The 19,123-nt window shown below is 58.9% G+C and carries 14 protein-coding genes; 7 read left to right on the forward strand and 7 right to left on the reverse strand.

The features are described from left to right. Nucleotides 1–14: 14 nt before the first annotated feature. The 5 genes from G533_RS0117625 (at nucleotide 15) to G533_RS0117645 (ending at nucleotide 9,014) form a co-directional block, all read left to right on the forward strand. Complete coding sequence (locus G533_RS0117625; RefSeq protein WP_027951082.1) at nucleotides 15–2,459, forward strand: FHA domain-containing protein; 2,445 nt, start codon at nucleotides 15–17, stop codon at nucleotides 2,457–2,459. Beyond that, on the forward strand, nucleotides 2,456–3,829 hold the full coding sequence (locus G533_RS0117630; RefSeq protein ID WP_027951083.1) for a beta-barrel domain-containing protein: 1,374 nt from the start codon (nucleotides 2,456–2,458) through the stop codon (nucleotides 3,827–3,829). Before G533_RS0117625 ends, G533_RS0117630 begins: the two co-directional genes overlap by 4 nt. Before the next feature lie 88 nt (nucleotides 3,830–3,917). Then, nucleotides 3,918–4,664: a peptidylprolyl isomerase gene (locus G533_RS0117635; RefSeq protein ID WP_027951084.1), complete on the forward strand. Its 747-nt coding sequence runs from the start codon at nucleotides 3,918–3,920 to the stop codon at nucleotides 4,662–4,664. Between the two features lie 34 nt (nucleotides 4,665–4,698). Next, nucleotides 4,699–7,770, forward strand: coding sequence for a peptidase domain-containing ABC transporter (locus tag G533_RS0117640; protein ID WP_205622656.1), 3,072 nt, complete (start codon nucleotides 4,699–4,701; stop codon nucleotides 7,768–7,770). Beyond that, the gene (locus G533_RS0117645) at nucleotides 7,767–9,014 is read left to right on the forward strand and encodes a sigma-54 interaction domain-containing protein (protein ID WP_027951086.1); all 1,248 of its coding nucleotides are present in this window, start codon (nucleotides 7,767–7,769) and stop codon (nucleotides 9,012–9,014) included. The genes G533_RS0117640 and G533_RS0117645 overlap by 4 nt, the downstream gene beginning before the upstream one ends. Nucleotides 9,015–9,024: 10 nt before the next feature. Here G533_RS0117645 and G533_RS22730 read toward each other — a convergent pair whose 3' ends face one another. The 6 genes from G533_RS22730 to G533_RS22740 form a co-directional block, all read right to left on the reverse strand. Continuing rightward, nucleotides 9,025–10,434 carry a phosphotransferase family protein gene (locus G533_RS22730; RefSeq protein ID WP_051230619.1) on the reverse strand — a complete coding sequence of 470 codons (1,410 nt, stop codon included), beginning with the start codon at nucleotides 10,432–10,434 and terminating at the stop codon, nucleotides 9,025–9,027. After that, the gene (locus G533_RS0117655; protein WP_027951088.1) at nucleotides 10,434–11,699 is read right to left on the reverse strand and encodes an acyl-CoA dehydrogenase family protein; all 1,266 of its coding nucleotides are present in this window, start codon (nucleotides 11,697–11,699) and stop codon (nucleotides 10,434–10,436) included. Before G533_RS0117655 ends, G533_RS22730 begins: the two co-directional genes overlap by 1 nt. A 168-nt stretch (nucleotides 11,700–11,867) precedes the next feature. Continuing rightward, nucleotides 11,868–12,818, reverse strand: coding sequence for a methylmalonyl Co-A mutase-associated GTPase MeaB (gene meaB / locus G533_RS0117660; RefSeq protein WP_027951089.1), 951 nt, complete (start codon nucleotides 12,816–12,818; stop codon nucleotides 11,868–11,870). Further along, entirely contained in the window at nucleotides 12,818–13,243 is a 426-nt protein-coding gene (locus tag G533_RS0117665; RefSeq protein ID WP_027951090.1) for a cobalamin B12-binding domain-containing protein, read from the reverse strand. Before G533_RS0117665 ends, meaB begins: the two co-directional genes overlap by 1 nt. Continuing rightward, complete coding sequence (locus G533_RS22735; RefSeq protein WP_051230621.1) at nucleotides 13,243–14,979, reverse strand: methylmalonyl-CoA mutase family protein; 1,737 nt, start codon at nucleotides 14,977–14,979, stop codon at nucleotides 13,243–13,245. Before G533_RS22735 ends, G533_RS0117665 begins: the two co-directional genes overlap by 1 nt. After that, nucleotides 14,976–15,950, reverse strand: coding sequence for an SDR family NAD(P)-dependent oxidoreductase (locus G533_RS22740; protein WP_051230623.1), 975 nt, complete (start codon nucleotides 15,948–15,950; stop codon nucleotides 14,976–14,978). Before G533_RS22740 ends, G533_RS22735 begins: the two co-directional genes overlap by 4 nt. A 196-nt stretch (nucleotides 15,951–16,146) precedes the next feature. Here G533_RS22740 and G533_RS23715 point away from each other — a divergent pair, with 196 nt between their 5' ends. Further along, the gene (locus tag G533_RS23715) at nucleotides 16,147–16,971 is read left to right on the forward strand and encodes a helix-turn-helix transcriptional regulator (RefSeq protein WP_158413438.1); all 825 of its coding nucleotides are present in this window, start codon (nucleotides 16,147–16,149) and stop codon (nucleotides 16,969–16,971) included. A 28-nt stretch (nucleotides 16,972–16,999) separates the two neighbouring features. On the opposite strand, the gene G533_RS0117685 is transcribed toward G533_RS23715, so the two are convergent. Next, nucleotides 17,000–17,767, reverse strand: a complete 768-nt coding sequence (locus G533_RS0117685) for a crotonase/enoyl-CoA hydratase family protein (RefSeq protein ID WP_027951091.1) — start codon at nucleotides 17,765–17,767, stop codon at nucleotides 17,000–17,002. A gap of 809 nt (nucleotides 17,768–18,576) precedes the next feature. Between G533_RS0117685 and G533_RS0117690 the strand changes: the two genes are divergently transcribed. Next, nucleotides 18,577–18,957 (forward strand): hypothetical protein, encoded by a 381-nt coding sequence (locus tag G533_RS0117690; RefSeq protein WP_027951092.1) that lies wholly within the window; start codon nucleotides 18,577–18,579, stop codon nucleotides 18,955–18,957. Nucleotides 18,958–19,123: the final 166 nt, after the last annotated feature.

Raw genomic sequence — 19,123 nt, forward strand, 5'->3', positions numbered from 1 at the left:
CAGGGGCAGTTTTTATGAAGGCGTGGTTGAAACCGTTATTTGGTGATGGCTACGCCGATGTTGAATTGCGCGGCCTCTTGCTGCCGGTTGGCCGGGGAGATGCCGCGTTCCACAGCTACCCGGATGAGTTTCGGCTGCAGCTTGCGGAGCGCCATGCACGGCTGTTTCTGGACGGCGACATTCTGTACGTCGTCGATTTGGACAGTGGTTCGGGCACCCAGCTGAATGGTGAGTCGGTTGGGGGCGATCCCGTGGCCGTCGCGGCGGGCGATGTGTTGTGTTTTGGCAAGGATGTCTGCTTTGAGGCAGGGCTTGCCGAGGCTGACGAGCCAGAAGGAGAGTCGGAAGGGCCTATTGCTGCAGACGACGACGATGAGGGTGAGCGCACGCAGATACTGACGCCGTCGACGCGTCCCCGGTTGCTGTTGTTGCCGCTGCGTTCCGGAAAAGGACTCAACCCGATTGCGGTATCGGTGTTTCCGTTTCTGGTGTCCAAGTCCACTGGGCACTTTGCCGTGTATGTACAGCAGTTCGCTGCGGAGTCCAATTTTGTTTCCCGCCGCCACGCACACATCTATGCCAGGGGTGCCGATCTCTACATCGAGGATCTGGGTAGCACCAACGGCACGCTGCTAAACGACAGACGGCTGGACGGCGCGGCAGAGCAACTCAATACTGACGACATCCTGCAGTTTGGACACGAGCTGTTTACTTTCAAGGTTGTACTGGAAGCCGTTCCTGTGGAGGACGGCAATACGGCGGCTACTCGACGCACCGTGCCCGAAGGCACTATTTTGGTATCGAAAGCGGCATCCTTTCTCGATGTGTACTGCGACAAACCGGAAACCGAGCAAGCTGTGCAGGATGACCAGCCGCCAGCCAGGGAGCAAAGCCCTCTTGAACAACTGAAGGCGGCGGTCAGCGCGCTGCGCGACCGCTCGATCGCGGTCTGGGAGCAGCTCCCCCTGAGCAGAGAGCTACGGCTGGCTGTGGTGGCCTTGGGTGTGGTGGTGTTGCTGGGTGGGTTTGCCGCCTGGTTGTTCGCGGACGATCGCGTGGCAACCGCTGCCGAATTGCTCGCAGAACAGCAATATGAGCCAGCATTGCTGCTCGTGGAGGGCTACCTCGCGGAGCACCCGGACGACGAGGCAGCGCAGTTGTTGGCGGATGACGCATTGCAAGGCTATGTTGTCCCGGCCTGGTCGCAAGTCATGCTCAGCGGCGATTATCAGGCAGCTGAAGATTTGCTGCGTGTGGCGCAAAGCCAGGCGCCCAGTCAGCGTGATGACGGTGTGCTGCCGCTGCTGCACTGGCTCGTCGCACTACAGCGCTACACAACTGAGCGGGATGCCGCGGCGTCAATCAGGCTGAGTGAGGTAGACCACCCGATGGGTGTGCTGCTGCAGCGCTGGGAGGCGAACAGCGATGACAACTTGCGGTCGCTTGAGGACCTCGCCAGGGCGCACCCCATCTTCGAGCCCATTCGCACTGACGCTCTGAGCCAGCTGCGGGCATTGAAGAGCGATGCGTCGGTGTTGCTCGATGCCATGACCACACTTCGCCAGCAGGTGCTGCAGCCACTCGACCCGAAAACGGGTGCTGCGGCGTTGGCGGCTCTGGAAACATTTGAGCGCGACTACCCGAGAGTCAGTGGAGCCGAGGCCTGGCGCGCTGATGTCCGCGTCTATCTGGCGCTCAAAGCGGCGCATGCCGAAGGTGAGTTGGCGGATTACATGCGTGAACGGCAGGCGGCCAGCTTCAACACTGATTACTTCGCTGGGCTTGTCACAGCGGAGCTTCCGGAACTGGATGAGTTGCAAGCGGTGGCCGGTGATTACGCGTTGGCAGATCGACAGTGGCAGGCGGGAGAGCTGGCACCCTCGTTGGCACTTCTGGAAAAGCTTGCGCAGGGACCGTGGGGGAAAGAGGCGCGCAGTCTGCTCGCCCAGCGGCAACAGCTGCGGAATGACTTTCTGCGGCTGCCGGATCTGTACCAGACAGAGGACTATCAAACAGCATTGCTGGATTTTTATACGCGGATAGACCCCCAACGTGACAAATTCATGTTCGACGCGCTGCGATCAGACTTCAGCAACGAACAGGAGTTCGCTGAGCGGCGAGTGAGCGAGTTGCGTGCAGCGGCAGAGGAGATATGGCAAGCCTATCAGGCCCAGGGTGGTATCAGTGGCGCTTTGCGACTTGAATCCCAGATTTCCGAGCGCTATCGCGAACAGGCAGGCCGACTCCGCGAGGCGTACTCGAAGTTGCAAGAGGCGGCGCAGATTCTCGGTCTTCTGGGGGCGGTTCCGTCCGATGCGGTAAGCGCGCTGAACACATCGGTTGTCTCTGAGGCCACGCGCCAGCGCGCGGCCATTGAGGACTTGAGCGCGGTGCTCGGTTCGGCAGCTGTTGACAACAAATCTGCTCTCCTGCCCGCTACATCCGAGGAGTCACAGTGATTACGAAACCGCAACGATCTCTTCGGCTGGCAGACGCTCTGCGCGACCACAGTCTGGAGGGCATCGCGATTCTTGTCTCCGAACCTGCTCGCCTCATAAAAGTCACCAATATTCTGATCGCCGGTGTGCTGCTGGTGGCGTTCATCTGGGCGTTTTTCGCGAAAGCGGACGTTGTAGTGACAGCTCAGGGGGTCCTGGTACCGAAAGCGGATATTCGACGTGTGTATGCCCCCATTGATGGCGAACTGGTCGATGTGTATGTGTCGCCCGGTGTTCCTGTTCAGGAAGGCGACATTATCGCGCGAATCAATGCGCGCAGTGCGATCGATTCGGCATCGAAAGCACTGGAGTCCAAGCTTCGCCTGGATCAGGCTCAACTGGAATATGAGCGCCTACCCGCCAAGCTTGCGTTACAGCAGCGCAAGGCGGAGGCGATGAAAGCCAAGCTGGATTTCCTGCAGCAGGAGACTGATAAGAAACTGGAGGAAGGCCTGTTCAAGCTGGCGGGAGCCCAGCGTGCCAAGCTCGACGAAGCGCGCGCTGCGCTGGAGCAGGCGCGGCGCACCGAAGCGGCCGCGGAGGAAGAGAAAGCGCAGTATGAGCGGCTTGCGAGCATGGAGGGCGGTGGCGGAGTGTCGCAAATGCAGGTACAACAGAAGTTCAATGCCTACCTCGATGCCCAGGCCAAGACCGGTGCAGCACAGGCGCGCCTGTCGTCTCTTGAGTATGAACTCAACCGAGCTATCTCCGAAGCCGACAGCAACGTGGCAAACGCATCGCAGGAACTTGCGGAACAGCGCGTGCAATACGAAACGCTGCTGCGCGATATGGAGCAGGAGCAGGCGAAAGTCGAATTCCAGCTGCGCAGCGCACGTATCGCTGCAGATGCCGCTGAGCGGGTCAGCTTCAAGAACTTCGATGAAAACAACTTTCTGAAAATACATGCGCCGATCAGCGGCGTTGTTACCGAGGTGCCACTTACCCAGCGCGGCGACAAGGTCCAGTCTTCGCAGCCGCTGGTGAATATTGCGCCCTCCGACACCCAGCGCATATTGCAGATCCAGATCCCTGAGAACGAGCGTGGGTTTCTGCAGGTAGGCCAAAGCGTGAAAGTCAAATTCAACGCTTTCCCCTACCAGACCTATGGCTCGGTAGAGGGGAGGCTGGATTACATATCGCCGGCTGTGGTGCAGGGGAAGGAGGGTGCGCCACCCACATACGAGGGCAAGGTTCAACTTGAGCGTGAAACCATTGAAACCACAAATGGGGATGTGTTGCTGCGCTATGGGATGGGAGGAGTCGCGGAAATTGTCGTGCGCAAGCGTCGCGTGATTGATCTGGCGCTGGAGCCTTTCAGGAGCGCCAGGTGACAGGGCGCACTGTTGCGCTACGAATCGGAGAGTAATAACGGGCAGTTCAGGCAAACCAAGCGGTAATTATCTTGAAGAGGGGAAGACAATGGATATCGTTCGTATAGATGGAAAAACGCTGACAAGTGATGATCTGGTGGGCTGGCTGAAGCTCTCTGGTCGCTTTTCGCATGTTGTGCAGGACATCATCAAGGAAAAACTCGCGGCCACTGCCGCACGCAAACATGGCCTCACGGCCAGCCCTGATGAACTGCAGAACAGGGCAGACCAGCATCGGCGTGCGCTCGGACTGCATCGAGCCAAAGAAGCCAATGAGTTTCTCGATGATGCGTCGCTCTCGCTTGAGCAATATGAAGCGTTCCTTGAAGATGCCCTGCTGGCGGAAAAAATGCGCGCTGATATCTGCAGTGAGGCGGCTATCGAAGAGTATTTCTCCCTGCATGCGCCGCAGTTTGATGCTGTGGAGCTGAGCCACCTGGTAGTGACGGGAGAAGGCAAAGCCCGGGAGATTGTTTCGCTTCTGGGGGAGGACCCAGACAGTTTCGACGAGATTGCCGCGGAACATTCGACCGCTGAGTCCGCCTCGGATGGCGGGCGGGTTGGCAAAGTCATGCGTGGCGCGCTGAACCCGACGCTAGAGGCGAAACTGTTCAATGCGTCGGTCGGCGAAGTTCTTGGCCCCTTCGATGCCGATTCGGAAAACACATTCGAGATTTTCTCGGTGACTGCCAAGTACGACGCTGTGCTGGACGATACGACGCGCGATGCCGTCAGCAACCTGCTTTATAACGAATGGCTGGAAACTGCAGCCCGCGACTTCAAGGTAGAAGTGTAGGTGAGAGCCTGCGAACGGTCTGCGGAGGGCCAGGGTGACTGAAGAAACGAGTATACCGGAGGCCGATGTAGCCTCTTTGGCGGAGCTGCTGGCGCAGATCGATTTCCTGTCTGCGCTAAGCGCTGAGCAGCGCCTGACCCTGGCGCAGTCTTCGAGTGTTACGCACTACGAGCTTGGCGATGGTGTTGTATCGGAGGGAGATCAAACGCAGGGTCTGCTCGTCGTCGTGCAGGGGCGGGTTCGCCTTTTTCAGGAATCTGGCGGCAAGGAAGCCAGTATCGGTGTGCGTAAATCCGGTGATGTTCTCGGCGAACTGGGTGCTCTGCGCAACGTTCGCTACGAGTTTTCCTGTCGCGCGTCGTCTGCCACGGAAATCGCGCTGATTCCCGCCGCCGCGTTCGCCGCGGTGTTCAGGGAAAATTCCGAGGCGGAGGATTTCATGAGTAGCCATGCCGCGATTCGAGCGGCGGGTGGTGTGGTCAGCCAGTTTTTCGAGCTGGGCAGTGCGGTCGATACCGAGGAGCTGAAGCGACTGGTAGCCAGCGTCGGGATCAAAAGCGTCGCTGCGGGCACCGAAGTGATGACGCAGGATACGAGCAATGACAGGCGGCTCTATGTTATTCGGCAGGGGCGGGTTCGCCTCGTAAGGCAAGAGAAAGACGTCGAATATCCGCTGGCGACCCTGGTTCAAGGTGAGATATTCGGTGAGAAGGCCTGCTTGCTACGCCAGGCACAACTGGCTTCCGCCAGGGCCGAAACAGACCTGATTCTGCTTATCATCCCGGAAGACACTGTACGCGCGATACTCGAGCACAACCCCAGGCTGCGCCCGGCCATCGAGGACCGCATCCAGTTTCTTGACCGGGAGTTGGCGCGTCAAAAACAACTCCGCGAGAAGCGTGGCTCCCAGTTCAGTCTGGATGTCGAGTCCAGGTCTGGCTTTGGCCAGCGGGTACTGGAACGCTTTCCGCTCGTTCAGCAGGCGGAGGAAATGGACTGTGGTGCGGCTTGTCTCGCCATGGTCTGCAAATATTTTGGTATACCCATGGGGCTGGGGAAACTGCGCGACCTGGTGAACGTATCCCGGGAAGGCGCTTCATTGGACAGCGTCGCCAAGGCCGCAGAGGCACTGGGTTTCAGTACCCGTGGTGTGCAGTCCACATTGGGCGCCATGAAGAGCTTCGATTTCCCGTTGATCGCGCACTGGGAGGGGTACCACTTTGTTGTGGTCTACGGCATATCGAGCCAGCACGTCTGGATAGCTGACCCGGGCCCCGGATTTCGCAAGCTGACCATTGAGGAATTCGAGAAGGGCTGGACGGGAACCTGTCTGCTCTTCAAGCCCGCGAATATCGAGTCGCACGCAGCTCGCCAGGAGTCACCCTGGAAGCGGTTTGTGGGTTACCTCGCCCCACATCGCTCAACGGTCACACACCTTTTCCTTGCTGCGTTGGTCATTCAGTTACTGGGCCTGGCGCCACCCGTCATCACGCAGAACATCCTTGATAAAGTGATCGTGCACGAGAACGCACAGCTGTTGTTGATGTTAACGGTGGGTTTGGTGCTGAGTCAGTTGTTCGCGCAGTTGACCACCATTATGCGCGGATATCTCGCGGCCTTCATGACGCGAAGTATGGACTTCGCCATGATGTCCGGCTTTTTCCAGCACGCGATGGCTTTGCCGGTGGCGTTTTTCGCCAATCGCCGTACCGGTGATGTGATTGCGCGATTCCAGGAAAACCAGACCATTCGGGACTTCCTTACGGGGCAAACGGTAGGCACCGTGCTGAATGTCATGATGGTATTCGTGTATCTGACGGTCATGTTTATGTACAACGTCAAACTGACGTTGATAATGCTGGCGCTGGTCATCCCCATATTTGTGCTGACAGTCCTCGTCACGCCGCGCATGAAAGAATATAGCCGAAAGATCTTCGAGACTTCCACCGAAGCGGAAGGTCTTCTGATGGAGACGGTGAGCGCCGCTGAGTCGGTCAAGGCGATGGGCATCGAGCGTCAGGTACGTCTCAGCTGGGAGCGGAAGTACGCTAATGCATTGAATGTCCAATATGACGCTCAGGGTTTTCAATTATTCGTGGCGTTCGGCAGCCAGTTGCTGAATATCGCGGCTACGGTAGCCATCCTCTACATCGGTGCCAATATGGTGATCGCGCAAGAGCTGAGTGTCGGGCAGCTGATTGCTTTCAACATGTTGGCAAGCTCAGTGATGACGCCTTTACTGCAGCTGGTCAGCCTGTGGGATGAGCTGCACGCTGCAGGTATAGCGATGGAGCGCCTGGGAGATGTCCTTGACCTCGAGCCGGAGCAAAAGCCGGCAGAGATGAGCTCGCGTATTGTGCTGCCGCAGTTACAGGGTGATGTGAGTTTCAAGAATGTCTATTTCCGTTACGGCGACAAGGATACGAGCTACGTACTGGAAGATATCAACCTGGAGATAAAACAGGGTGAACTGGTGGCACTGGTGGGCAGGAGTGGCTCCGGTAAATCCACGCTTGCCAAGCTATTGGTGGGTTTCTACCCGCCGACGGAGGGCAAAATCCTGGTCGACGGTTACGACCTCAATCTCATCGAGACCCAGCGTTACCGCGCGCAGCTCGGTTACGTCATGCAAAGCAACTTGTTGTTTCAGGGCACGATCGCAGAAAACATCGCCATGGGCGATGAGGATCCTGACAAGCGACGCATCGTGGACGCCGCGGAACTGGCAGATGCGCACGGTTTTATCAGTAATCTGCCGCGAGGATATGAGCAGGAAGTCGGGGAGCGCGGTACAGGCTTGTCGGGCGGTCAGGTTCAGCGGTTGTGTATTGCCCGGGCGCTGTACCGCGACCCGCGTATCCTGATTCTTGATGAGGCCACATCGTCCCTCGATACGGAGTCCGAGAGCAATATCCTGAGTAATATGGATGGCATATTGCAGGGGCGTACTGCACTGGTAATCGCGCACCGCCTGAGCACGATCATGCGCGCGGATAAAATTCTGGTCCTCTATAACGGTGCAATCGCGGAAAGCGGCACTCATGAAGAGTTACTCGCTGCGAAAGGTATGTATTTTCAACTGGTGCAGAAGCAGATCGCCGCATGAAACAATTCAGTTTTAAATCGCAGACCCCGGGTAGTCATGGCGGCTTGATCGAAAAAGTCGAGATTATCCGTTCACGCCTGCGCTTGGCCAGTTATCTGGATAAGCAGGAAATCGACGCGTTGCTGGAGGAGTTTAATGCGCTGCGCGCCGATATTCTCCTGGCGTCACGGACCGAGCGCCTGGAACGGGCGACGACACAGACAACTGTCGAAACAACGGGAGGGGCGAGCAAGCGCTCCCGTTATGACGAGCTGGGCTTTGAGGGTGTGCTGGGGGAGAGCCCGGGCTTACTGGAAGCACTGGAGATTGTACGCAAGGCGGCACCGACGATGCTCCCTATACTCATTGACGGTGAGAGTGGTACCGGCAAGGAGCTGTTTGCCAAGGTTATTCACGCCAATAGCACCAGGGCAGACAAGCCCTTTGTTTCCATCAACTGTGGCGCCATACCGGAGAACCTTATTGAATCAGAATTGTTCGGGCACAAGAAAGGCGCGTTTACCGGTGCCACGAGTGACCGTAAAGGTCGTTTTGAAGCGGCCAATGGTGGCACGATATTTCTTGATGAAGTGGGCGAGCTACCCATGCAGGGGCAGGTCAAGCTGTTGCGCGTACTCCAGGCCAGCGAGATTCAGCGTGTCGGCTCGGATGAGGTGACCGCTGTCGACACCCGCGTGGTTGCGGCGACCAATCGCAACCTGGCGCAGATGTCGGAAGAAGGTGCATTTAGAGAGGACCTTTTCTATCGCCTGGGGGTGATTCACGCGAGCCTGCCGCCACTGCGCGAGCGGCGCGATGAAATCCCGCTCCTCTGTGATTATTTCTTTACCGAGGCATCCGAACAATTGGAGCGCCCTCCCGTCAAGCTATCGGAAAACCTGCACCAGTTTCTGCTCGGTTATGCTTACCCGGGGAATGTGCGGGAGCTGCGCAATCTGGTGTATCGTCTGTCCTGCCTGGCGGATGAAGTGGCTGATATCGTGCATTTGCCGAAAAATATCCGCACCGCGAACACTGCGCCCGTGTCGCAGCCGGAAAGCTATACCGGTTCCCTGGCTGATGTGAAGCGCCTTGCCAGCGATGCCGCTGAAAAGCGGTTTCTGGAGAACGGCCTTCGGGATACCAAAGGCCGTGTTGTTGACCTGGCCAAGCGGCTGGATTTGAACCGCTCGCACCTGCAAACGCTGTTAAAAAAGCACGGTATCCAGTCCAAGGCCTTCAAGCAGAATAAAGGAAGCAATTAGGGCCTGCGGGTCAGGATGACAGCGGCTGCTGCCGCTGCAGGGCCGGGTAGCGTGGCTGATCGATGCTCAGTTGCCCGGCGACGGTCAACCGCAAATGTTCCGCCAGCCCGGCGGTGTCCAGCTCAAGTCCTTCTTGTAACCCCCGGCTGAGCTGCCAGCGCAATTCATCCAGCGAGCCCTCAGGGAAAAATGCTTTGAGCCGAGTGTGTTCAGCGGCGGCGAGGGCTGGACCGTACAGCAATTCCCGCTGCGCAATGCCGAGGGAATTGGCAGCGACCTTTGCCAGGAAGCCGAAGCGCTCATCGCCGCCACCTGCAACCTCGTCTGTCAGAAACGTTCGCACGCCTTCCAGGAGTTCGGCGGGCATGGGCAGCTGCGTGCCCTGATCCAGCTTGACCTCGCCGGGCAGCGCAATGTCGCCGGGGATAAGGAGGTTCACGCAGTCCATCTGGGCTTCCGAGGAACGCCGGCCAATCACCGGCCGCTCCAGGCTGGGTGTGTCGCCGGTGCGCCAGGTGTGGGCCATATTGAGCGTTGTGATGGACCACCAGAACGAGCCGAAGACCTGCCAGAAGCGCAGGTCCTCCTCACTGACCGTGATCCCGGACGTTTCCTCGTAGCCTGCCAGAAGATCCTCGATGGTGCCGAAGCCACCAACCGGCAGGTGATCCTTGCCAAAGCGCCAGGAGTTGACACACAGCCATCCCAAGTCACGGACCGGGTCGCCAATCTGGGTGAGCTCCCAGTCCAGCACCGCGACGATGCCGGACTCATCAATCATCAGGTTGCCGTTGCGGAAATCACCGTGGACCAGTGTCCGTCGCGTGTTCTGTGGCAGGTTTTCCAGTAGCCAGCGCGCGGCGAAATCGATCATGGGTACCGGGATATCCAGTACCCGGTAGGCATCCCAGGTCTCCTGCACCAGTGCCTCGGGGGTAACGGTGGGTAGGTTCGCGGCGGTCGTTTCATCGATCTCGATGGCATGCAAACGCGCCAGCACGTCGCCGCACTGCCTGGCCAGTTGTGGCCGAATACCGGCCAGCGCTTCGGAGCGCACGATGCGTTGGCCCAGTGTTTCGCCGTCGAGCCACTGCATCAGGAAGCCCGAACCCAGCTCGTCACTGTCCTCAAGTAGGTAAACAACACCGGGCACGGGAATACCGGCCTTTTCTGCCAGCTGCAGCAATTTTGCCTCGGTTGCGAGGCCGACCTGCCCGGGAATGGGGGCGCCATTCTCGCTCGTCGGGCTGCGGCGGAACGCGTAGCGATTCTCACCCTGGTCAGTCTTGACCCGCAGGCGGTAGGTCTCCTGGCTGGCGCCGGCCGTCAACTGCTGACACTCTTCAATGCTCTGAAAACCCTCCAGTTCACGTTCCAGAACCGTCTTCATTGCGTTTAGGAAGCGGGAATCCACTGACATCAGCTCACACCTTTTGGTTTGTCTTGTTTCATGAAGCCGAACAGATAACCCGCCACACGACGCATCTGGATCTCGTCTGCACCTTCAGTGATGCGGTAGCGTCGGTGGTGGCGGTAGATATGTTCAAACGGTTTGTAGCGCGAATACCCCATGCCGCCATGAACCTGCATTGCGGTATCGGCGGCTTCACAGCAAAGCCGGTTAGCCTGATAGTTGCAGATGGATACTTTGTCCGACACGGAGAAAGCGCCGTCCCGATCCATGAGCCAGGCTGTTTTGTGAATCAGTGCGCGCAACATCTCGCAGCGCGCCTGCAAGTCCACGAGTGGAAACTGGATCGCCTGATTGGTTGCCAGTGGCTTGCCAAAGGGTTTCCTTTCCCGCGCATGTCTCACGGATTCATTGACGCAGTACTGCGCCGCGCCCAGGCTTGAGGCGGCCTGGCGAATACGGTTTTCATTGAAGAAGTGCTGGACGACTTGCAGGCCTTTGCCCTCACCACCGAAGATGGCCGAGTCGGGCACACGCACATCGGTCAATGAAACGCGCGCGTGGTCCGAGGGCATGTTGAAGGTCCACAGGTACTCTTCAACCTTGAGTCCGGGCGCATTCATGGGCACGAGGAAAGCGGTGATTCCGGTGCCATCGCCCGGTTCTCCCGAGGTTCTGGCCATGATCATGTCGCAGTGCGCTGTATGCACGCCGGTGTTCCAGGTTTTCTCCCCATTTATCACCCAGTGATCACCGTCCTTGACGGCACCGGTTTCCATCCAGGTAGCATCCGAGCCGTGTGCGGGCTCGGTTATCCCGAAGGCAAATCCGCGGGTCGCATTTTTCAGCCCGTCCAGCCATTCGGCTTTTTGCGCCTCTGTGCCGTACTCAAGCATGAGTAGCAGACCAATATTATTGCCGACGATCGAGTGTTCATTCTGCAGATCGTTGTGCAGCCCCAGGCCTTTGGCCGCCAGGTGCTCGCGTACTATGGCCATGCCGAGGTTGCTGCCGTCGCGACCACCATGCTCTGCCGGGAAGGGGTAGCTGAAAATGCCCGCGGCGATCGCCAACTGCTTTGCCTGGTGCAGCAATGCTTCCCATTCCTCGTTGGGGAGGCCGTCTCGCTCCCAATCGGTGCGCGCATCTTCTCGGCGATGATCAAAGAAGCGGATGTTGTCATCGGCCTGTTCGAGTGGCTTGATCTGTGCCTCGATGAAGGTGTCGAGCTCTTGCAGGAACGCGCTTATGTCTTCTGGAATGTCAAAGTTCATTATTTTGGCCCAACGGTTACCGGCCCAGTTTGGCATAACGTTAGCTTGTTTCCGAGAAGGTTTCGCGGAGTTCGAGTTTTAGTGGCTCAGCGCCATTCCAGCGTAGATTCGCTCCGCGCAGTTTGCGTCAATCTTTCCACTGGCACGCCAGGTGAGCGACCGGCTGCTTTAAGTGCCCCTGCCTTCCTGCCAGTTTTTAATCAGTAGTTGTGACGCGCTATAGGGGTCTATCTCTCGTTTCTCAACGGCGCTGAGTATTGCGGGGTCCGCGCTTTGTCTTATGCTGCGCATGATTTCGGTGCAGGTCAGGGTGAGGGCTTGTTCGCGCTCGCGCTGGGCCGAGCGCAGACCGAACTCACCGGTGTTCTGCAGCATGGCTTTGTGCTGGTCTATGGCATCCACAATCTCTGCTATGCCCTCATCCTTCACGGCGACCGCGCGCAGCAATGGCGGTGACCAGTCGTCGCTGCTGAGCGCTTTCGACTCGGCACGAAGATGCAACATCAATTCAAACTGCCTGTAGGTGTCTTCGTAGCCATCGCGATCCGCTTTGTTGATCACGAAGAGGTCTCCCGCCTCCATCAGGCCTGCCTTGACCGCCTGTATTTCGTCGCCAAGCCCGGGTACTCCAACGATCACGGTTGTGTGGGCCAGTGCCACAACGTCAATCTCGTCCTGCCCCACGCCCACGGTTTCTACCAGGACGAGGTCATAACCCATGGCGTCGAGAATCAGGCAGGCATCGTGGGTGGAGCGCGCCAGGCCGCCGGCCTGTCCGCGGGTGCCGATGGAGCGGATGAACACGTCCGGGTCCAGGGTGTGTTTACCCATGCGCACGCGGTCACCGAGAATGGCGCCACCGGTAAAGGGGCTGGACGGGTCAATGGCGATGACCCCCACGCGGCGTCCGCGACGCCTCTGTTCGCTGATGAGCGCGTTGACCAGGGTCGATTTGCCGGCGCCGGGGGGGCCGGTAATACCGATGATGTGCGCGTTGCCCGTGTGTGGAAATATTTCTGCCAGGGTGCGTGCGCCGCGCGGGTCACCGTCGTCGAGCCAGCGGATGGCGCGCGCACCGGCGAGAATAGTGCCGCTCAATAATTCCTTGGCAACATCCATCAGGCATCGGCCGCTAACTGCTGTACCCACCACTCATTGAGGTAGGCGACGATATCGCGGGTGTCGGACCCCATGGTAAAGGTGCGATCAACCCCCGCTTCTTCCAATAGCGGACGGTCCTCTTCCGGAATGACGCCGCCGGCCAGCAGGAGTTTATCGCCGGCGCCGGCCTCGCGCAGAAGTCGCGCCAGCTTGGGCAGGTTGCGGGTATGGCCGGCGGACAGCGTGGAAATGCCCACAACATCCACATCTTCCTGAATGGCTGCCGCGGCCACCATTTCGGGGGTTTGCTTGAGGCCGGTAAAAATGACTTCCATGCCGGCTTCGCGCAAGGCGTGGGCGATGATGGTGATGCCCACGGTGTGGGTGTCCATGCCCAGTTTAGCCAGCAGTATACGCAGTGGCCGTTGGTGTGCGTTGCTCATCAAATGCCCCCCAGCTGGCTGTCAGAGCCGTATTCGCCAAACACATCGCGCATGGCGTAGCAGATTTCGCCGTGCGTGGCGTAGGCTTTCACCGCCGCCAGGCAGGACTCCATCATGTTGCTGCCATTCCGTGCGGCTTCGCGAACCTGTTCCAGTGTGCTGTCCACCAGTGCTTGGTCCCGTCGCGCACGCAAGTCGCGCACCTTCGCCACCTGCTCCGATTCCATGTCGTCGTTGAGCCGGAATATACTGATCTCGCGCTTTTCCTCATCCAGTTTCAAATGGTTCACTCCCACCCAGAGGCGTCGGCCCTCTTCAATGTCGCGGTTGCGCTCATACTGTTCGCGCCCGAGTGCGCGTTGAAAATATCCGGTTTCGATGGCCTTCAGGGCGCCGCCCATATCAAAGATCTTGTCCATCTCCTCAAAGGCCGCGTTTTCCATTTGCTTGGTCAGGCTTTCAACGTAGTAGGAGCCCGCCAGTGGGTCGATGGTCTCCGCCACACCCGTTTCGTGCGCCACAATGTGCTGCAGTGCCGCGCCGACGCGAATGGCTTCTTCAGCGGGTAGCGAGTGGGCTTCATCGTGCAGTGGCGTGGTCATGTTCTCGCCCGCGCCCCCCAGGGAACAGGCAGTGGCCATGATGGCGAGGCGGCCGATGTTGTTCAGCGGCTGCTGCAGCGTGAGCGCGGTGGTGGTCGGCGAGGTCATCATGCGAATCTTCATGGCCTCGGGTTTGGTGGCGCCGTAGCGATCGCGCATCAGGCGCGCCCAGCACTTGCGGAAGGCCCGCAGTTTGCAAATGCCCTCGAAGAAATCCATGTCCACGTTGACCACAAAGTGGAAGTAGGGGGCAACCGTGTCGATGTCGAAGCCCCGCTCCAGCGTGGCGTCGATGTAAGCGCAGGCGATGGCCAGGCTGAAGGCGATTTCCTGTACCGGGTTGGCTTTGGCAGGCTGCAACTGCGCCGAGATAATCGAGATGGGAGCCCAGTTCGGGTGATTGTTGATGATGTATTCAATGCAGTCCGTGGCGAGTCGCAGGCCGTGTTCCGGTGGATAGATATAACGGCCCACGCAGGTGTACTCGATCAAAATGCCATTGACGATGTGCAGCACGAAGTCTTTCGGATCGACGCCCTTCTTCTCCAGAGCGGCAATAATCATCGCCAGATTGACGGGCTGCGGCGCATTGCACACGCTCATCAGGTATTTTAGCTGGTCGAAGGGCAGGTCAAAGGCTTCCTCCAGGTCTTCCAGACTGTCCAGTGCCATGCCGGCGCGGCCAACTTCGCCTTCGACCATCGGGTCATCACTGTCGTAGCCGTTGGTCGTGGCCAGGTCGTATTCCAGAATAAGCCCCGAGAGGCCCTGGTCCAGCATATAGCGGGCACGCTTGGACCAGCTCTGCCCCGAGCCGAAACCGGTCACCTGAGTCATGGTCCAGAACCCGGACCGGTGCCCGTTGGGCCCGGTGCCACGGGTGTAGGGGTATTCGCCCGGGAAGCCAACGTCTTCCTTGTAGTCAAAACCCAATGCTTCAAGGTCGGCAGGGGTATACAGCGGATTGATCGGCCATTTGAGCGCCTGGGTCAGGAACTCTTCGCGACGTTCGGGGTGGGCGGCAACGTAAGGCCCGCGGGTTTCGCTCTCCCAGCGTGCAACCTCTTCATCGAATTCACTCGTCGTGGCCTGGCCCGTGTTTTTTGGGTTCAGCCTGCTGACCTTGTTGTTCATGTTGATCTCCCTGCGTTAGCGATCAAGGGTTCACAGCGCCCCCACAGGTCTTGTGCGCGCTGTGGGTCGAGTGACTCGGCGGTGACTTCCCAGCCTTGTGGCGTGGGTGGCTGCCAGAATGGAGCGATGGCGCAATCTTCAATATACAGCCCCCCGCGTCCGTTCAATTCATCTGTAATTGCCGCCCAGAGTGGCGGTGCGGCGCCTTCTTCCGGCGAGCGCATGTGGCCCTGAGGCAGGCTTCCATCTTCGTTGATCCAGCCCAGGCGTATCGCATCTTCCGGCGTGACGTGACGGCCTAAATTGGTTTCAACCCCGCCCGGAGTGACTACGTTCATTGTGACCCCGTCCTCCGCATGGCGTCGGCTGTATTCCACCGCGAGCAGGTTGGCACAGAGCTTGGCGTGACCGTAGGCTTCGAAGGGTTCGTAGGCGCGTTTTTTGTAGTTGAGGTCGTCGAGTTGCAACGTAGAAAAATGATGCGAGCCGGACGACACCGTGACGACACGCGCCGGCACCGCTGCCGCCAGGTTGGGTAGCAGCAGTTCCGACAACAGAAAGGGGGCAAAGTAATTCACCGACATCTGGCTTTCGAAGCCGTCTTCCGTATAGGCCAGCGGCGGCGCCATCAGCCCGGCGTTGTTGATCAGCAAGTGCAAGGGGCGCGTGCCCCAGCGGGCACAGAATGCACGCACAGAAGCCATGGAGAGCAGGTCGATCAACTCCACGGCAGGTGCGGGAACGCCGCGCTCTCGCGCAATGTCCGCCGCGACCTGTTGGCCGGCGTGTTTATTGCGCACGGCCAGGGTGACCTGGGCGCCGGCTCCCGCCAGAGCCGAGGCAATGGCTACACCCACCCCCGAAGATGCGCCGGTGACAATCGCTGTGCGCCCGCTGAGGTCGAGCCCCGCGAGTATCTCATCTGCCGTGGGATCTGTAGTCGGCCGAGCGGTAGTCTCCGCACTGTCCATTAAAAAGCCCTTGTGAATAGTCGATTGGCTGCATATTAGAGTCCTGCGTTGCTTCAGGTGCAACGGGGTCAGGACTGACGACAACGATTAATGCCACTATATCGATAGTAAGCGCACAAAATGATAATCTCTGTGAATGCACGAAAACTCAGGTCCAATCAGTGTACGTCAGGCCCAGACCCAGAAGAATCTGGTTGTGGCGGCTATAGACCTGCACGCCGTGCATGTGGAGCTTTGCGCGTTCCCGGAATTGACCGCGGAGACCGTGCGGGGGGTCGAGGCGCAGTCGGTGTTGTCGCTGGGCTTGTCGAGCTTGCTGGAGGCGGCAGAGGGCCGCTTCGCCACAACCGGCGCGCCGCGCTTTACCCGTTATGGCCCTTTGAATTTTCGCCCGGCAGGCGTGCCGTTTGAGGTACGGGTTTCGAAAGGGCACTACCACACGGTTCGCTGCCGTTTTGAGCCCGACGCCGCGTGGATAACCCCGGTTGGTTCAGGCGCCCTGAGTGAGGCGCAACTCGAGGCCTGTTTCGACATCCATTCCCCGCGTATTGAGGACGCCATGCTGCGCCTGGCGGAAGAGCTCACTGCGCCAACGCCGGAAAGTCGGGCCCTGGCAGGGGCTTTGGTGAAGACCATCGCCATTGATTTGGCGCGTTACCTGGCGGATGCCGACAGGCACGCCATGCAGACAGGCGGCGGGTTGGCCCCGCGGCACCTGCGACGTGTTTTTTCGCGCATGGAAGAGCTCGGGCCGGCACCGAGCGTGGATGAGCTGGCGGAGCTTTGCGGCCTGAGCCGCTACCACTTCATGCGGGCCTTCAAGCAATCGGTGGGCGAAAGCCCCGCAGCCTACGCCAACCGCATAGTGATGAAGCACGCGAGGAATCTGCTCGCCTCGAGTGATCGTCCGCTGGGCGACATCGCCGCGCTGTTGGGTTATTCCAGCGCGGCGGCATTCTCGGTGGCGTTTCGTCGCACCAGCGGCCGTTCACCGAGTGCCTGGCGAGCCTGTATACGCTGAACCTGCGCCAGGCTGGATAGCGGGGTGCTTATTTCCCCTTCCACACGGGGGCGCGCTTCTCAGCGAATGCGGTGGCGCCCTCGATGGCGTCTTCGCTGACAAACACCGGTTGCAGTAGCTTCTGTTGCTCGGCGAACATATTCCCGCTGTTCCAGTCCTGGGCCCTGGCAACCACCTGTTTGCTGACAGCTACAGCAAGTGGGCCATTGGCTGCGATTTTGGCTGCCAGCGCCTTGGCGGCCTCCAGTGCGGTACCGCTGGCGACGACCTGGTTGATGAGGCCCAGTTCATAGGCGCGTTGTGAGGTAATGAAGTCCCCGGTCAGGGCCAGCTCCATGGCGAGGCGTGACGGAATCTGTTTGGGCAATTTCACGAGGCCACCGGCACCGGCAGCGAGCCCGCGTTTGACTTCAGGAATGCCAAACTTTGTATCATCCGCTGCAACAATGAGGTCGCAGCTGATGGCGAGTTCAAATCCACCGGCAAGGGCATAGCGTTCAACGGCGGCGATCAGGGGTTTGCTCACCAGGTATTCACACAAGCCCGCAAATCCACGGCCCTCGACTACGGGGATTTCGCCGGTCACAAAGGCCTTCAGGTCCATGCCGGAACAGAAGGTGCCGCCGGCACCTGTGAGAATCGCGACGCGAATATCCGGGTTGCTTTCCAGTTCGTCAATGGCCTCTGCCACGCCCACGGCGACGGCCTTGTTCACCGCATTCTTGGCCTGGGGCCGGTTGAGGGTGATGGTCATGACGCCATCGGTGATATCAACAATAACTTCTTCCACGGACACGGCGGTCTCCTTCTTTTGGGTTGTTTGGTTGGGCCGGCAGCGCTGCTAGTGCGCGTCTGTCACCGCAAGGTGGGGAATGTTATACAACGGCACTGTGAGCGGGCGCAATCGCGTTAGCGCGGCGCCCGCAGGAAGGAGGTAAAGAAAAAATGCGTTTAGTTCAGTGTGGCCTGAATTGCCCACATACCCGAGAGCACCACGCCAAAAGAACCTATCGTGTAGGCTGGTGCCTGTCTTGGTGCATACTCGGTGCTCTGTGTTTGGGGGCAAGCCGGTTGGCGGTTGCGTTGTGGGGCCCCGCATGAAGGAATACCGAGCTTACTGTCTTCAATTGTAAGGTAAAGTCGAATTATAAATAATTTATATCAGTTTTTAACGATAAATGTTTTTGTCAGGAACGCCGTTCCACAACCATCAGACCCTGCGAGTCGCGAGAAGGTAATCAGGAGGCGGCTTGGCCGAAGCCGGGTTGAACTTGCAAAATCCTGTATCCGGTCCGATCCTGTAAAGAAGATACAGAGGACGGTACCGGGGGCCGTCGCGTTTACGCAGGGAGGATGATTGTTGTGTCAATCCGTTTTGTTCACCGCGGAACGCGTTCTGCAAGCAGGCTGGCGTGGGGGCTGATACCGCTCGCGATAATCATTGGTGTTTTGCTGTTGCTACGGCCACCGGCAAGTGATCCCGGTGCAACGGCTACCCAACTCGAATCCCGACCCGGTGCCGTATTGCTTGCGGTCAACGCAGACTCGAGTGCGACAGCAGCGTCGCCGGGGTTTGTGCCACCAGCCCCGGCGCGACGAGACCAGGTGTTGCAGCGCCTGAGTCAGTTTCGGGCCGATTACAAGCAGCTGGCGCCGGCGATGGCGGTGCGCTATCAAGCGGATTCGCCGGACAGCGCAAAGCTGGCAGATGTTCTCACCGAGGCATTATCCCAATACGGGCTGGATCGCGGCAATGTCAGCAGCAAGCCAATACCGGACACGGGTGGTGAAGACTGGAGCGCATCGATAATTGTCCATACCGCGCAGGGTGACGAAGAGACAGTTCGTCGGCTGCTGAAGGCACTCGCGCCTTATTTTTCCGCGCAGGTGTTGCTGATCTTCGACGATACCCGAATCAGCCAATTGACGCTGCGGATCATGGTCGCGCCGGCATTTACCGAGGACGGCCTCGCCGTCTTCCGCTAGCTCGTGTCGATGCCCTGTTTCGGGGTAAAGGACGCGCGCCTGCTTGAGACTATGAGCAGAGAATAGACCTTTGTAGTACCTGAGACATAACTTACAGCATATACCGGAAACATGGTTTACACCTTTAGGTATTTGGGAGACGCCCAAATGCCCTGGAAAGAGTGTA

Source organism: Haliea salexigens DSM 19537 (assembly GCF_000423125.1).
GTDB classification, from domain to species: domain Bacteria; phylum Pseudomonadota; class Gammaproteobacteria; order Pseudomonadales; family Halieaceae; genus Haliea; species Haliea salexigens.

Bases quoted from the DNA above. Each gene is read 5' to 3' on its own strand.
- meaB (WP_027951089.1), bottom strand. From the start codon at position 12,818: ATGGATGTTGCCAAGGAATTATTGAGCGGCACTATTCTCGCCGGTGCG.
- G533_RS0117645 (WP_027951086.1), top strand. From the start codon at position 7,767: ATGAAACAATTCAGTTTTAAATCGCAGACCCCGGGTAGTCATGGCGGC.
- G533_RS0117635 (WP_027951084.1), top strand. From the start codon at position 3,918: ATGGATATCGTTCGTATAGATGGAAAAACGCTGACAAGTGATGATCTG.
- G533_RS22730 (WP_051230619.1), bottom strand. From the start codon at position 10,434: ATGTCAGTGGATTCCCGCTTCCTAAACGCAATGAAGACGGTTCTGGAA.
- G533_RS0117655 (WP_027951088.1), bottom strand. From the start codon at position 11,699: ATGAACTTTGACATTCCAGAAGACATAAGCGCGTTCCTGCAAGAGCTC.
- G533_RS22740 (WP_051230623.1), bottom strand. From the start codon at position 15,950: ATGGACAGTGCGGAGACTACCGCTCGGCCGACTACAGATCCCACGGCA.
- G533_RS22735 (WP_051230621.1), bottom strand. From the start codon at position 14,979: ATGAACAACAAGGTCAGCAGGCTGAACCCAAAAAACACGGGCCAGGCC.
- G533_RS0117665 (WP_027951090.1), bottom strand. From the start codon at position 13,243: ATGAGCAACGCACACCAACGGCCACTGCGTATACTGCTGGCTAAACTG.
- G533_RS0117625 (WP_027951082.1), top strand. From the start codon at position 15: ATGAAGGCGTGGTTGAAACCGTTATTTGGTGATGGCTACGCCGATGTT.